The organism is Maribacter taeanensis (assembly GCF_047345145.1).
GTDB lineage: Bacteria > Bacteroidota > Bacteroidia > Flavobacteriales > Flavobacteriaceae > Maribacter_C.
In genome coordinates this window covers 156,252-169,682 of record NZ_JBLFER010000003.1, presented here as the reverse complement: position 1 = coordinate 169,682, position 13,431 = coordinate 156,252, and the positions used below count along the sequence as shown (strand labels likewise).

16 protein-coding genes are annotated in these 13,431 nt (G+C 38.0%); 6 read left to right on the top strand and 10 right to left on the bottom strand.

Translation table 11 applies throughout. The annotated features are described in order from the left end of the window. Window positions 1-4 precede the first annotated feature (4 nt). On the bottom strand, window positions 5-637 hold the full coding sequence (locus ACKWCD_RS12375; RefSeq protein WP_413984271.1) for a 7-carboxy-7-deazaguanine synthase QueE: 633 nt from the start codon (window positions 635-637) through the stop codon (window positions 5-7). Window positions 638-788: 151 nt separating this feature from the next. On the opposite strand from ACKWCD_RS12375, the gene ACKWCD_RS12370 reads away from it, so the two are divergent. Together ACKWCD_RS12370 and ACKWCD_RS12365 are read left to right on the top strand one after the other, a co-directional pair. Continuing rightward, window positions 789-2,291 (top strand): helicase HerA-like domain-containing protein, encoded by a 1,503-nt coding sequence (locus ACKWCD_RS12370; RefSeq protein ID WP_413984270.1) that lies wholly within the window; start codon window positions 789-791, stop codon window positions 2,289-2,291. Between the two features lie 91 nt (window positions 2,292-2,382). Next, entirely contained in the window at window positions 2,383-2,856 is a 474-nt protein-coding gene (locus ACKWCD_RS12365; protein ID WP_413984269.1) for a hypothetical protein, read from the top strand. A gap of 36 nt (window positions 2,857-2,892) precedes the next feature. Here the strand turns inward: ACKWCD_RS12365 and ACKWCD_RS12360 are convergent, their stop codons facing one another. After that, the gene (locus tag ACKWCD_RS12360) at window positions 2,893-3,312 is read right to left on the bottom strand and encodes a winged helix-turn-helix transcriptional regulator (protein WP_413984268.1); all 420 of its coding nucleotides are present in this window, start codon (window positions 3,310-3,312) and stop codon (window positions 2,893-2,895) included. Between the two features lie 116 nt (window positions 3,313-3,428). Between ACKWCD_RS12360 and ACKWCD_RS12355 the strand changes: the two genes are divergently transcribed. From ACKWCD_RS12355 to ACKWCD_RS12345, 3 genes are read left to right on the top strand one after another with little or no spacing between them, the layout of a single operon-like run. Next, window positions 3,429-3,971 carry a DinB family protein gene (locus ACKWCD_RS12355; RefSeq protein ID WP_413984267.1) on the top strand — a complete coding sequence of 181 codons (543 nt, stop codon included), beginning with the start codon at window positions 3,429-3,431 and terminating at the stop codon, window positions 3,969-3,971. A 57-nt stretch (window positions 3,972-4,028) separates the two neighbouring features. Further along, complete coding sequence (locus ACKWCD_RS12350) at window positions 4,029-4,874, top strand: alpha/beta hydrolase (protein ID WP_413984266.1); 846 nt, start codon at window positions 4,029-4,031, stop codon at window positions 4,872-4,874. Between the two features lie 32 nt (window positions 4,875-4,906). Next, entirely contained in the window at window positions 4,907-5,332 is a 426-nt protein-coding gene (locus ACKWCD_RS12345) for a VOC family protein (protein ID WP_413984265.1), read from the top strand. Between the two features lie 117 nt (window positions 5,333-5,449). Here the strand turns inward: ACKWCD_RS12345 and ACKWCD_RS12340 are convergent, their stop codons facing one another. From ACKWCD_RS12340 to ACKWCD_RS12315, 6 genes are all read right to left on the bottom strand, one after another. Further along, entirely contained in the window at window positions 5,450-6,421 is a 972-nt protein-coding gene (locus tag ACKWCD_RS12340) for an aldo/keto reductase (RefSeq protein ID WP_413984264.1), read from the bottom strand. 12 nt (window positions 6,422-6,433) lie between these two features. After that, on the bottom strand, window positions 6,434-7,291 hold the full coding sequence (locus ACKWCD_RS12335; RefSeq protein ID WP_413984263.1) for an alpha/beta hydrolase: 858 nt from the start codon (window positions 7,289-7,291) through the stop codon (window positions 6,434-6,436). Window positions 7,292-7,354: 63 nt separating this feature from the next. Next, a complete protein-coding gene (locus tag ACKWCD_RS12330; protein WP_413984262.1) occupies window positions 7,355-7,795 on the bottom strand; it encodes a hypothetical protein in 441 nt (146 codons plus the stop codon). Between the two features lie 8 nt (window positions 7,796-7,803). Next, window positions 7,804-8,127, bottom strand: coding sequence for a hypothetical protein (locus ACKWCD_RS12325; RefSeq protein ID WP_413984261.1), 324 nt, complete (start codon window positions 8,125-8,127; stop codon window positions 7,804-7,806). Window positions 8,128-8,144: 17 nt separating this feature from the next. After that, window positions 8,145-8,777, bottom strand: coding sequence for a DUF2306 domain-containing protein (locus ACKWCD_RS12320; RefSeq protein WP_413984260.1), 633 nt, complete (start codon window positions 8,775-8,777; stop codon window positions 8,145-8,147). Window positions 8,778-8,867: 90 nt separating this feature from the next. Continuing rightward, window positions 8,868-10,598 (bottom strand): alpha/beta hydrolase, encoded by a 1,731-nt coding sequence (locus ACKWCD_RS12315; protein WP_413984259.1) that lies wholly within the window; start codon window positions 10,596-10,598, stop codon window positions 8,868-8,870. Window positions 10,599-10,798: 200 nt separating this feature from the next. Between ACKWCD_RS12315 and ACKWCD_RS12310 the strand changes: the two genes are divergently transcribed. Beyond that, entirely contained in the window at window positions 10,799-10,936 is a 138-nt protein-coding gene (locus tag ACKWCD_RS12310; protein WP_413984258.1) for a hypothetical protein, read from the top strand. A 42-nt stretch (window positions 10,937-10,978) separates the two neighbouring features. Here ACKWCD_RS12310 and ACKWCD_RS12305 read toward each other — a convergent pair whose 3' ends face one another. Both ACKWCD_RS12305 and ffh read right to left on the bottom strand, forming a co-directional pair. Next, window positions 10,979-11,863 carry a bifunctional 5,10-methylenetetrahydrofolate dehydrogenase/5,10-methenyltetrahydrofolate cyclohydrolase gene (locus tag ACKWCD_RS12305; protein WP_413984257.1) on the bottom strand — a complete coding sequence of 295 codons (885 nt, stop codon included), beginning with the start codon at window positions 11,861-11,863 and terminating at the stop codon, window positions 10,979-10,981. Between the two features lie 121 nt (window positions 11,864-11,984). After that, complete coding sequence (gene ffh, locus ACKWCD_RS12300; protein ID WP_413984256.1) at window positions 11,985-13,322, bottom strand: signal recognition particle protein; 1,338 nt, start codon at window positions 13,320-13,322, stop codon at window positions 11,985-11,987. Between the last annotated feature and the right edge of the window lie 109 nt (window positions 13,323-13,431).

Here is a 13,431-nt window from a genome sequence, read left to right as displayed (position 1 = left end):
AAACTTAAGGAATATTCAAATATTTATGCGTCTGTAAAGAAACTTTCCATTTTGGATTTTTCATAACGTAATCGACAATTAAAGGCGTTACTTTTTCACTTACGCTCCATTCAGGTTGTAAATATAAAATACAGTCTTTATTGGTTTTTGCCGCCTGTTCCTCTGCAAAAATAAGATCGTGCTTGTTATAAACGATAACTTTCAATTCATGGGCTTCTTCATAGATCTTACCAAAAGGAAGCTTGTTTTTTTTGGGAGAAAGACAGATCCAATCCCAAATTCCTGTCAACTCATAAGCTCCAGAAGTTTCAATATGTGTTTGAAGGTTTTTGGCTTTCAATGCTTCAGTCAAAGGCTGCATATTCCAAGTAAGAGGCTCCCCTCCTGTTACAACTATTGTATCAGAATATTTGGCGGCATTATTTACAATTTGTTCTATGCCAGTTGGTGGATGCAATTCTGCATTCCAGCTTTCCTTAACATCGCACCAATGGCAACCTACATCACAACCTCCGACACGAATAAAATAGGCAGCAGTTCCCTTATGAAAACCCTCCCCTTGAATGGTATAAAATTCTTCCATCAAGGGCAGCATTACTCCTTTATCCACTAGCCATAAAACCTCATCTTTAACCATTTGACAAAGATAGGTCGCTAAAGCAGCATATCCCAAATAAGAAATACCAAAAAGCAAAAAAATAATTCCCTCTTAAGAGATTATTACAAACTTCTTTCAATACTCTTTTTAAACCGTAAAAATCCTTTATTTTTATGGCAAATAAAACCAAATGAGTACCAGAGACGAATTCTTTTCACATATTGAGAAAGGATATACCACCAAAGGCGATTTTATAACCATGGGCGCTGCAATGCTTGACGGAGAAGCAGTCAAAGATGCTTATGTAAAAATCCCTTTAAAAACCTTAAACCGCCACGGACTTATCGCCGGCGCTACTGGTACCGGAAAAACAAAAACACTGCAGGTTCTCGCAGAAAACTTGTCTGAAAAAGGTATTCCCGTTTTATTGATGGACTTAAAAGGCGATTTAAGTGGAATCGCACAACCGAGTCCTGGTCATCCTAAAATAGATGAACGCCACGAGAAAATCGGACTTCCTTTTGAAGCCAAAGGTTTTCCGGTGGAAATTTTATCCCTATCTGAACAAGATGGTGTTAAATTAAGAGCGACCGTTTCAGAGTTTGGACCAACTCTCCTATCCCGTATTCTAGATTTGACAGTAACACAAGAAGGCATCGTTGCTGTGGTCTTCAAATATTGCGACGACAACAAGTTGCCATTACTAGATCTAAAGGATTTCAAAAAAGTCTTACAATATGCAACAGGAGAAGGCAAAAAGGAATTCGCCAAAGACTATGGTAGAATATCTACCAGTTCCACCGGAACCATTCTTAGAAAAATAATTGAGTTAGAACAGCAAGGTGCAGATTTGTTCTTCGGAGAAAAATCTTTTGAAGTAGATGATTTAACCCGCATCGATAAAAATGGAAAAGGATATATAAATATCATCCGACTGACGGATATTCAAGATAGGCCTAAACTATTTTCTACTTTTATGTTGAGTTTGTTGGCAGAGATTTATTCTACTTTTCCAGAGCAAGGTGATAGTGATTCCCCAGAATTAGTTCTTTTCATTGACGAAGCGCACCTCATTTTCAAGGAAGCATCAAAAGCTCTGTTAGATCAAATTGAAGGTATAGTAAAATTGATTCGATCTAAAGGTATTGGATTGTATTTTGTTACACAAAACCCTACAGATGTGCCCAATGAGGTTTTGGCGCAATTAGGTTTAAAAGTGCAGCACGCGCTGCGGGCGTTTACGGCCAGAGATAGAAAAGCGATAAAGCTTACGGCAGAAAACTACCCAGAATCCTCCTATTATAATACCAAAGAAGTGCTAACCTCGCTTGGAATTGGCGAAGCTCTAATTTCAGCTTTAGACGAAAAAGGAAGACCAACTCCTCTAGCGGCCACTTTATTAAGAGCACCAATGAGTCGTATGGATGTGCTTACAGATAGCGAATTGAAAACTGCTATAAAGAACTCTAAACTGGTCAAAAAGTATGGAGAGGTAATAGACCGTGAAAGTGCATATGAAATTCTTAATGAAAAAATTGAGAAAGCTGAGAAGGCGGCTGCAAAAGAAAAGGCGAAACCAAAATCTAAATCTTCAAGAAGGAGAAGTACACGTCAAAACCCGGTAATAAAAGTATTGACCAGTGCAACCTTCATACGAGGTGTACTTGGGGTACTAAAAAAGGTATTACGATAGTTTTATGAAGAAAATAGCAATAGTCACAATACTACTTTTGAGCCTTTTCTTAATGGTTAATTGTGAACAGCCTCCAAAAAACACTAATTTTTTGATTACAAAAGCTAGTATTGGCAAACTTGACAAGTCTAGTCTTGCTCGTGATTTGGAGATTATTTATGAACAAGATTCTATTGTAAAAGATACAGCAAGGCTTCTAGTTGGCTTTGGAGCTAAAAAAATTGATGTTTACGAAAAAGGCGGCAAACATCTCTTAACCTTAACCCCAAGTTCTGATAGTATACCAACTATTGAGAATGTCCGGATTCAAGATCCACGTTTCAAAACTGAAATGGGCATTGGACTCCATAGTACTTTCAAAGACATCAAAGACAAATATGAGATCAGCAAAATAGTAACCTCAACCAAAAATGTAGTCGTTCTTATTAAGAACAGTGATCTCTATTTCACTATTGATAAAGAAGAACTTCCTTCAAGTTTACGCTACGTGTCAAGTGTAAATATTGAAGCAGTGCAAATTCCTGATGAGGCAAAAATTAAGTATATGATGCTTGGATGGGAATGAATTTGTCATTAATGAATTCATAGACAACTCACATTTCTATGAAACTTTTTTTGCCTTTCGACTTTCCACAATTACATCACCGTGTGCAGTAACCCATTCCGTCAAATCAATTAGCTTTTTTAAGTAGGAATGTCCGAAATCAGTTAACGCATATTCTACTCTTATTGGGACTTCAGGATACATTTTTCGTGAAATATAACCATCTGTTTCCAACATTTTTAAACGCTCACTTAACACTTTATTTGATATACCATACACGCGTTTTTTAATGTGGTTAAAACGCATTACCGGATAATAGCCCAAATAAAGAACTATTAGAATACTCCATTTATCCGAAGCCAAAGCCATCACATCACGAATCGGACAGTATTCCATCTCACGACGATCCATATGTCCAAACATTTTTTTTAATTTTTTTGCAACCTTAACCTTCTGATTCTCAGTAATAGTTTCCATAGGGATACTTGATGTGTTTCTATTCACCTCTTTTAATTCATAAAAAGAAGGTGTAATTTTAGTATATATTTTATACTAAGTTACTTAAAGTAACTTTAACTTCAAAACTACAAATTATGAAAAAAAACGAGCTCATCATAGCCTTAGAACGAAACTATGCTGCTTTCATAAAGTATATTGATTCACTCTCCATAGAAGCCTATAATTATAGTGTAGAAGGAAAATGGTCTGCTAGTTTGCATCTAAGTCATTTAATACTTAGCGTGCAGCCATTGACCTATGTTTTCGAATTAAACAAAACCGCTATAGCTGAAAAATTCGGAAGCACTACGAAACGGCGCCGTTCCTATGAGGAAATGAAGACCTTCTATTTTGAAAAACTCAAAGATGGTGGTAAAGCTCCTGACCGTTTTGTTCCTGACTCCGAAACGGTTAGACCACAGACCGTGCTTAGCGAAAAATTAAGGAGTTTGGTAAACCAACTCGGTATTTCCATTGAAAAATTTTCTGAAGATGAACTAGATACTTTATGCATACCTCATCCTCTGCTAGGTAGTTTGAGTCTGCGTGAAATGTTATACAACGCCATTTATCATGCAGAGCATCATCAAAATTTGATTATTAAAATGTTGAATGACAAATTGGATAACACAAACTAAATCATAGGCTATCTTTGCGGCCTTTAATCAGTTTTTTTACTAAATGAGTAAATAATCATGAACAAATTGATAGGTAAAATAGCAACCCGCATAATAGGCCTCTACTTTAATTTGGGATCTTTTTTTATACCCAGAAAAATAGCAAAAAAAGCGTTCATACTTTTTTGCACTCCTCGAAAAGGAAAAGTCATCAAGGGTCAAAAAGGATTCTTAGAAGATGCTAAAGACCTTATTCTAGAGGAAGATAGTATAAGCATTCAAACCTATCGCTGGAAAGGTTCAGGCCCTACTGTGTTATTAATGCATGGTTGGGAAAGCAACACATTTCGTTGGAGGAACTTCATTCCGCGTCTTCAAAAAGAGAGTTATAATATTATAGCGATGGATGCCCCAGGCCATGGTAATACATCTGGCAATTTACTCAACCTACCTTTATACTCTTCATGTGCTCAGAAAGTCATCAATACGTATCACCCAACCCACATCATAGGTCACTCACTTGGCGGAATGGCTGTTATATATAATCTATACAAATACAAAACCGATAATGCATCTATTGAAAAAGTAGTAACACTAGGTTCGCCTTCTGAATTATCAGACTTTATGAAACAATACAAAAATATTCTCGGACTAAGCAGCAGAATGATGCGACTTCAAGAAAATTATTTCAAGGAGACTTTCGGGTTGAAATTTGCAGATTTCTCGTCATCAAAATTCGCTAAACATATCTCCACAAAGGGTCTATTGATTCACGATGAGTTAGATGTCGTGGCTCCCTATTGGTCTTCAGAACAAGTGCACGCCAACTGGAAGGGCAGTAAATTAGTTACTACAAAGGGCCTAGGTCATTCATTACATCAAGATAAAGTAAGAGACCAAATTGTTTATTTTTTGAAGTCGTAGGAAAGAAGTATTTTTATTTAAACAATTTACCTATGAACAAAGTAACTCCTTTCCATATTGCAATTCCCGTGCACAATCTTACGGAATGTAGAACCTTTTATCGCGAAATTTTAAATTGTGAAGAAGGACGTAGCAGTGACCATTGGGTAGATTTTAATTTATTCGGACATCAATTGGTGATTCACTATAAGCCTAAAGTAGAGACGGAAGATTTACACCACAACCCTGTTGATGGTCATGATGTTCCTATACCTCATTACGGAGTAGTTCTTCCTTGGGATACATTTCAATCTTTTTCGGAAGAACTAAAATCCAAGGGAATCCAATTTGTTATTGAACCCTATATACGTTTTGAAGGGCAACCCGGTGAGCAGGCTACCATGTTTTTCTTAGACCCTGCGGGGAATGCTTTGGAATTTAAGGCCTTTAAGGATATGGGGCAGTTGTTTGCAAAATGACCTCTTTAATGACTCCGATGACCTATTAACTCGTCTTTACGAGGAGCATTTTAGCAACGAAATAATCTATTTATTCGTGTCCCAAAGTAACAGATTGCTTCGCTGGGCTCGCAATGACTACTGCGACCACTCGGTTGGTGTTCTGTCCCAACGATGCCTTTTCAGTTCTTGGTGCAGCTCTGCGGATACGCCTTTTCCATCACTGGTCGCTACATTCGCCAGCACATTTCTTTCTTTTCGCATTCCGGGAATAATCGTACTAACTGTTTTATTCATGGTAATAAACCGAAGTGCCATTTCAGCCATAGTCATTCCTTCAGGAATTAGTGGTCGAAGAGCATCGGCATGGTCAACACTTGAATTCAAGTTCTCAGGCACAAAATAAGTCCCTCGCCAATCTCCTTCTGGGAAGGTGGTTTCCTTCGTGATGTTTCCAGTTAGGGTTCCCTCATCAAAAGGTACTCGGGCAATTACTCCAATATTTAATTTTTCACAAAGAGGAAAAAGTACATCCTCAGGGTTTTGGTCAAAGATGTTGTAAATCACTTGAACTGTATCTAACATCCCCGTTTTTAGGGCTTTTATTCCGTTTTCAGGTTCCCATCGATTAACGCTTATGCCCATAGCCGCAATCTTACCAGAAGCTTTTAAATCTTCAATGGCGCGTTGCCATTCTTCACGATGACTCCAACCATCATCCCAAGTATGGAACTGCATTAAATCGATTTGTTCTAAACCTAAATTTCTTAAAGTCTTTTCAGTGTATTTAATAATATGTTCTGTAGGATAGGACTCTTCAAAAGTATATTCAGGTTTTGCCGGCCATTGAAAGTTTTTAGGTGGAATTTTACTCGCAGTATACAGTTTTTTGGAAGGATGCCGCCTTACTAACTGCCCTAATAATTCTTCGCTATGCCCTTCTCCATAGCCCCATGCCGTATCAAAAAAGGTAACTCCGTTCTCGACGGCCAAATCCAAAGATTTTGCAGATTGAATATCACTACTTTCTGTCCATCCGGCCATACCCCACATGCCATAACCTATTTCACTTACGGGCCAGTTTGTTCTTCCGAAATTTCTGTAAATCATTAATTTATTGTTTTAATATTGATGAAAGGCATCCGAAACAAAACCTAAAACAATCGGTAAGGCTTCCCGCCAATACGTCCAGTTGTGAGCTCCATCTCGTACCCTGTATTCGTGTGGGATTTCCTTTTTCTTCATAGCGATATGAACTAAACTATTTCCCTCGTAGAGGAAATCATCATCGCCACAATCAATATACCAACGAACAGATTTCACATCTTTAACAGGAATCGTTTCAAGCAATTCCAAAACATTGTGATTTTCAAAATAAGCCTTCAACTCCGCTTTGGAATATTCTTCTTTGTACCAATTCATTCTATCCTCTAATTCCTTCATTGTCAATGGTCCGACATAAGCACTCAACGGACAAGCCGATGAAAACAATTCCGGATGATGCAAAGCATACATAAAGGAACCTCCTCCTCCCATTGAAAGTCCGGCAACAGCTCTGTATCTTTTCTCCGATTTAATGCGGTATTTCTGTTCCACATGGGGCACGAACTCTTGAAAGAAAAAATCTTCATACTTCCAATCGCCAGCATTGAAATACCCCATTCGCCCGGTATCGGCGTCAGGCATCACTATAATCATTGGTGTTGCCGTACCATCTTTGATTGCATTATCAGTAATTCGTAAAACCTCACCAAATTGTACCCAACCCGTATGGTCATCTGTTGCCCCATGCAAGAGGTACAAAACTGGATAGCTTCGCTCCGAAGTTTCATAGTCTGGCGGAAGGTAAATCGCATAGTTCCGTTCCATTTTTAAAATCTTACTGGTCATCGAAAGATTATCATGAACTTTTCCAGATTGTCCAAAAGATGTTGCGATTAAGCAGAGGACCATGGCACCGGTAAGGATTGACTTTTTCATTTTCTATAGTATTGATTGAAGTGTATTACAAGATAGGAAAAGAGGATGGGTTTTCTTATAAACCTAGCTTTTGAATGCATTCCTGGTCATAATCAGGGGAAGTCCGATAAGCACTAAGGCAACCAAATTTATCATAACCATATTATGTAAAGCTCCATAATATAGTGTTATGCTACTGTCTACAACAAACCAAGAAAGAAGTCCAAACCATAAGGCCTTGTAAGCCCATAATTCCCTTTTCTTAAATGCATTTTCTGAAATCATGATCATCAATATGTGAAAGCCAACTATGGTGCCTCCTATAATCCCGAATAGCCAATTCTTAAAATTCAGCAGCTCGCCTTGCATTTCATTTCCTTCGAAAAACAGCTCATTCGTAAAGGAATTGTATGCTTCAAAGAATATGGAATTACCTGCAAAAGCTGCTAATAGACCAACTATAACGGTCATCACATTGGCCCAAGTCAGCCATTTTTGCCAAAAATTGAATTTTGAAACTGTCATTTGATTTCCTATTTAGGGGGAAGCGACATTACATAATCATAACTTTCATTGAGCAGCTTAACTGCAATTTTTTCATCTTTCCACATAGATTCAGGAATCAAAATATAGCCTTGCATCACTGCGCCGTATGACTTGTAAGCAGTTGTATTAAACTCTTTTATATACTTTTTTTGGACTTCTTTTGAAAACCTGATACCGATTTCATTTGCCTTGTTAAAGAGCGAGAACATATACCCATTCGCAGATGTATACGGCATCGTTTTACCTTTTCTTTCAAATCGTTCGCATTTGGCTACAAGAGCATCATAAATTTCCAATTTATCCTTATCCATAGCACAAGTCATTTAGATCAAACCACTGCAAAATTCTTTCTCCTCACCCAGAAATAGGCGAAAATTATATTCGGTACCCAACACAACCATGCTACAATACGATAGGCTGGTATAAACCCACCAAAAGCAGCTGACAATATGGGCAACCAAATGCGTAAGGTTACCGCCGCAAAGCAGGCAGCATAACTGTATATCATGTAAACTTCATGTTTTTGTACATCCCTTTTTTTAATGCTTTGATATCCCTTGAAAGTCGTATACAACCAAACTATCGCCAAACTACCGAAACCAAGTTTGGCAATTATACCACCAGTAGCGTAGAAAGCGATATACAATCCCGCTAGACCACTTATAAGCACTGCTATCATGTAAATTTTACCTATGATCCTATGCCGTTTCAAATTTGCATTCCGAAAACGCTTACTGAACTGTACCCAACCCACTAGCAAAGCCAAACCGCCGAAAGAAATATGTGTATAAAAACCAGTATTCCAAAAAACACTAGATAACAATTCCACAGTTTTTCTACTACGCAAAGCCTCATCTACACCGATATAAGCGAGATACCCGTATAATAAAGGGTACAGACTTACACCAATTGCAAAAAATGCGAAGAAAAACCAAGCTATTTTTTTTGTGTAGTTTTTCATTTATCAACTTTTAAAGACACATTGTTTTAGTTAGGTCTCGACACAGCCTGTGCCCAGCGCAGTCGAGGTGCTCGACCGGACAGACTAGATTCATTTATACCTCCAACTTGTTAAATCAGCTCCTTTCGGTGCGCTTTCCGCAATGCGTTTCATTATTTTGGGCACATACATACTGTTGTAACGCAGACGGCTTATGGCATTAGGCTGTTCAGGGTCCCCATTCCAGCAGTGTTCTGCCCTATCTCCATATAAAACTTCTCCGTCATAATGCGGATTTGTGGTGCCTTCAAGAAAGTCCTCCATTAGATAGACGGCATTATTCAGGTAATAGTTATCCATATCGCCACAATAAATATTTATTTTGCCTTTTAGGTTCTCCCCCACTTTATCCCAATCACGTTCAAGAATGTATCTCAGATCATAGTTTTCTTTCCAATAGTCAGCGACTTTGTGGTCAATATCTCCGGTCATTTTATCCCAAATGCGAACTGGATAGCCATCTTCTCCTTGCGGGGAATAAGTTGCTTCCCAAATATCCCATTGTTGCCCTGAGCGGGATTTATCCCCCAAAACCAGTTCCAAATGATTTCCGGAGCGAAGTGTTGATTGAATGTTGCCTAAGTAATCCCTGTGGGATGGAACCTCAAGTTTCTTGTGGTTACTATCATAGTAATACGCATTCTTATCCTCATAAATATTCGTGAGACAATAGGCGCGAAAATCAATAGGGTCTGGGCAAGCTGCAAAGCAACCATTGTATTCTTCAGGATATTTTACCTGAACTGCCAAAGCCTCCCAACCACCAGTAGAACCTCCATATAAAAAACGAGACCATCCTTCTCCTATTCCTCGAAACTGTCTTTCTATTTCAGGAATCAATTCATAGGTAATCGCATCACCATATGGGCCTTGACTTGCCGAATTTACAGCATACGAATCATCATAATACGGCGTGGGATGTTGAATTTCTATAATCAGCATTCTAGGAAAATCAGGCGCATTCCAACGCTTATAAAAATCATAGGCTTCCTGTTGTTGAATAACATTGTAACCTTCTAAATCGAATCGTGCAGAATATTCTGGTTTCATTTCAGGGTCTGGAGGAGTCGTTCTAAATCCTCCAAAATCAGATGGAAAATGTCCGTGGAAAACCATTAAAGGATACTTTGCCTCAGTATGCTCATTAAATCCCTTTGGCAACAAAACATGTGCTCCTAAGTAGATATCCCTGCCCCAAAATTCGGACAGCTTTTCAGACTTGACTTTGATGTGTTTAATCCATTCCGAGTCTTTTGGTTCTTCTATAGGAGGAATTACCTGATCCATAACAACATTAAGATTTTGAATTCCCTCTTCTGTGACGGTAATTTTGAAAGGTTTGCTATAGATGTTTCCCGGGGATCTGTTCCATTTTTGTCCCTCTCCATTATCCATAGGAAGTTTTACTGTGTGACCAGTTGAAAGATTAAATGTTTCATAAATATGAAGTAATGCCTGGACATTATATTCCCCTGGTGGGATTTCAGAAAGACTAGGATATGGATATCCAAATATTTCATTGGTAAATGTTGTCGATTTTCCTGCAGCCATTCCATCGACATTCTTTCCGAAAATCAATTGTGTTGATGGACCATCGTTAATTTGAAAACGTGGTTCTTTCTCACCATTTGTTGAAAACATGAGTAATAAACGACCATCTTTAGAATCGACACTTACCGCATCAGAAAAAGAGACGTTTATAGAGTTTGCTATCTCATTTTTGGAATTAGGCTGGCATCCTAATAAACTGCAGCATACAAAAAAGAAAAATAATTTTTTCATGGTTGATTGATTTACCACAAAAGGTACTGATTTTCAGTAAGGAATCAAATTCAACTATTTCTCAAAAAAAGGTCCGTATAAACACGGTAAGACAATTTTATAGACCTCCTGTAGAGAGTTCAATTAAACAATATTTCGGGTAAATTTTACGTTTTTAACAGACTAAACAAGGTGAGAAATACCTACTAAACTCTCTGATTATGAAAAAGATATTATTTGCTCTATTGATTCTAGGATCAATTTTAGTAGTAAGTAGCTGTGACTATGATGACAGCAATGATATTGATGTTATCAATCCGATTGACAGCACTGCTACGGGAATAGCTCAAGGAAAATAGCATAAAAAAGCCCTCGTGTTGAGGGCTTTTTTATACATATTACTATTCTCTGCTTCTGTGTCTTTCTCTTGCAAGCAATGTATTTTTCAATAGCATTGCAATAGTCATAGGACCCACTCCACCGGGAACTGGAGTAATATAAGCTGCTTTCTTACTTACATTTTCAAAATCGACATCACCAGTAATATAATAGCCTTTTTCTTTTGTTTCATCGGGTACTCTTGTAATACCCACATCAATAATTACCACATCATCTTTGACCATTTCCGCCTTTAAAAAATTCGGTACACCTAAGGCCGAAATGATAATATCAGCTTGAGTAGTGATCTGACTGAGGTTTTTTGTTCTACTATGAGTAAGAGTAACTGTAGAATTACCTGGGAACCCTTTTCTTCCCATCAAAATGCTCATAGGTCGCCCTACAATATGGCTTCTTCCAATAACTACAGTATGTTTGCCTTGCGTTTCTACTTGATAACGATCTAGAAGCTCTAAAATTCCAAAGGGGGTAGCTGGTATAAAAGTGCTCATATCCAAAGCCATTTTACCAAAGTTCATTGGGTGAAATCCATCTACATCCTTATCAGGGTTTACGGCTAGCAATACTTTTTGCGTATCAATTTGAGGAGGTAATGGTAATTGTACTATAAACCCATCAATATGATCATTTGCATTTAACTCTTCTATTTTCTTAAGTAATTCGACCTCACTTGTGGTATTGGGCATTTGCACCAAAGTGGATTCAAAACCAATACGTTGACATGACCGGACTTTACTACCAACATAGGTCAAACTAGCTCCATCATTTCCGACCAAAACAGCCGCCAAATGAGGAACCTTTTCTCCCTTCTCCTTCATTTTATCAACTTCAGCTTTGATTTCGGCCTTTATGTCGTTAGCTATTTTTTTTCCGTCCAGTATTTCCATATTCTCTAAATATTCTGTTGGCAGTTGCAGATGGTAGTCTATCTCACTTCAAATACAACTGAAATTATAATTCCATATACTCTTTGCACATCTAGCATCTAGCATCTAGCATCTAGCAAAATTATTTCATCCCTTTCATGCCGCCCATCATCTGCATCATTCGCTTTCCTCCTCCACCTTGCATCATCTTCATCATTTTACTCATTTGATCAAACTGCTTTAAGAGTTGATTTACTTCTTGGACATCACGACCGGCACCTTTCGCAATTCTCTTTTTACGACTTGCATTTAGTTTGGCCGGTGTAGAACGCTCGTCAGGGGTCATTGAATGAATAATAGCCTCGATATGTTTGAAAGCATCGTCATCGATATCTAAACCTTTTAGGGCTTTACCCGCCCCTGGAATCATTCCCATCAAATCTTTGATGTTACCCATCTTTTTGATCTGCTGTATTTGAGACAGGAAGTCATCAAATCCGAATTTGTTCTTGGCAATTTTCTTTTGGATTTTCCGTGCTTCCTCTTCATCAAATTGATCTTGAGCTCTTTCAACCAAGGAAATAACATCACCCATTCCCAAAATACGATCTGCCATACGATCGGGATAGAAGACATCAATAGCCTCCATCTTCTCACCGGTACCAATAAATTTTATGGGCTTATCTACAACAGATTTAATTGAAATAGCCGCACCACCTCGGGTATCACCATCCAATTTTGTTAGAATAACTCCATCAAAATTTAGAATATCATTGAAGGCCTTTGCTGTATTCACTGCATCTTGACCTGTCATAGAATCAACAACAAACAAAGTCTCTTGTGGTTGTATCGCTTTATGGATGTTGGAAATTTCATCCATCATCTTTTCATCAACCGCCAAACGACCAGCGGTATCAATTATAACAACATTATGCCCGTTGGACTTCGCATATGCAATAGCAGCTTTCGAAATTGAAACCGGATCATTATTTTCTCGATCAGAATACACCTCAACACCAATCTGTTCACCGACTACATGCAATTGATCAATCGCTGCTGGGCGATATACATCACAAGCGACCAATAGAGGTTTTTTAGTTTTCTTTGTCTTTAAGTAATTTGCCAACTTTCCGGAAAAAGTGGTCTTACCTGAACCCTGAAGTCCGGACATTAAAATTATAGAGGGGTTTCCAGAAAGGTTAATTCCTTCAGATTCACCACCCATCAAAGCGGTTAGCTCATCCTTGACAATCTTCACCATCAATTGACCTGGCTGTAAGGTGGTCAATACATTTTGACCTAAAGCTCTTTCCTTTACACGATTGGTAAACTCTTTTGCTATTTTAAAATTAACGTCAGCATCTAACAAGGCCCTACGGACTTCTTTGGTAGTTTCTGCAACATTAATCTCAGTAATTTGCCCATGTCCTTTTAGAACATGTAAGGCTTTATCTAGCTTTTCACTTAAATTATCAAACATCGTCTACTAACTTTTGAAGAAAGGCAAATTTAAGAATTACAACGTGAATGGTATAGGTATGTCGCGAAAAATATTAAAAGTAAAAAGCACCCATCTGACGACGGATGCT

Excerpts from the sequence above, each read along its gene's own strand:
- ACKWCD_RS12325 (WP_413984261.1), bottom strand. The coding sequence starts at position 8,127 with ATGGATAAGGATAAATTGGAAATTTATGATGCTCTTGTAGCCAAATGC.
- ACKWCD_RS12345 (WP_413984265.1), top strand. The coding sequence starts at position 4,907 with ATGAACAAAGTAACTCCTTTCCATATTGCAATTCCCGTGCACAATCTT.
- ACKWCD_RS12335 (WP_413984263.1), bottom strand. The coding sequence starts at position 7,291 with ATGAAAAAGTCAATCCTTACCGGTGCCATGGTCCTCTGCTTAATCGCA.
- ffh (WP_413984256.1), bottom strand. The coding sequence starts at position 13,322 with ATGTTTGATAATTTAAGTGAAAAGCTAGATAAAGCCTTACATGTTCTA.
- ACKWCD_RS12330 (WP_413984262.1), bottom strand. The coding sequence starts at position 7,795 with ATGACAGTTTCAAAATTCAATTTTTGGCAAAAATGGCTGACTTGGGCC.
- ACKWCD_RS12320 (WP_413984260.1), bottom strand. The coding sequence starts at position 8,777 with ATGAAAAACTACACAAAAAAAATAGCTTGGTTTTTCTTCGCATTTTTT.
- ACKWCD_RS12355 (WP_413984267.1), top strand. The coding sequence starts at position 3,429 with ATGAAAAAAAACGAGCTCATCATAGCCTTAGAACGAAACTATGCTGCT.
- ACKWCD_RS12360 (WP_413984268.1), bottom strand. The coding sequence starts at position 3,312 with ATGGAAACTATTACTGAGAATCAGAAGGTTAAGGTTGCAAAAAAATTA.
- ACKWCD_RS12305 (WP_413984257.1), bottom strand. The coding sequence starts at position 11,863 with ATGGAAATACTGGACGGAAAAAAAATAGCTAACGACATAAAGGCCGAA.
- ACKWCD_RS12315 (WP_413984259.1), bottom strand. The coding sequence starts at position 10,598 with ATGAAAAAATTATTTTTCTTTTTTGTATGCTGCAGTTTATTAGGATGC.
- ACKWCD_RS12370 (WP_413984270.1), top strand. The coding sequence starts at position 789 with ATGAGTACCAGAGACGAATTCTTTTCACATATTGAGAAAGGATATACC.
- ACKWCD_RS12340 (WP_413984264.1), bottom strand. The coding sequence starts at position 6,421 with ATGATTTACAGAAATTTCGGAAGAACAAACTGGCCCGTAAGTGAAATA.
- ACKWCD_RS12375 (WP_413984271.1), bottom strand. The coding sequence starts at position 637 with ATGGTTAAAGATGAGGTTTTATGGCTAGTGGATAAAGGAGTAATGCTG.
- ACKWCD_RS12310 (WP_413984258.1), top strand. The coding sequence starts at position 10,799 with ATGAAAAAGATATTATTTGCTCTATTGATTCTAGGATCAATTTTAGTA.
- ACKWCD_RS12350 (WP_413984266.1), top strand. The coding sequence starts at position 4,029 with ATGAACAAATTGATAGGTAAAATAGCAACCCGCATAATAGGCCTCTAC.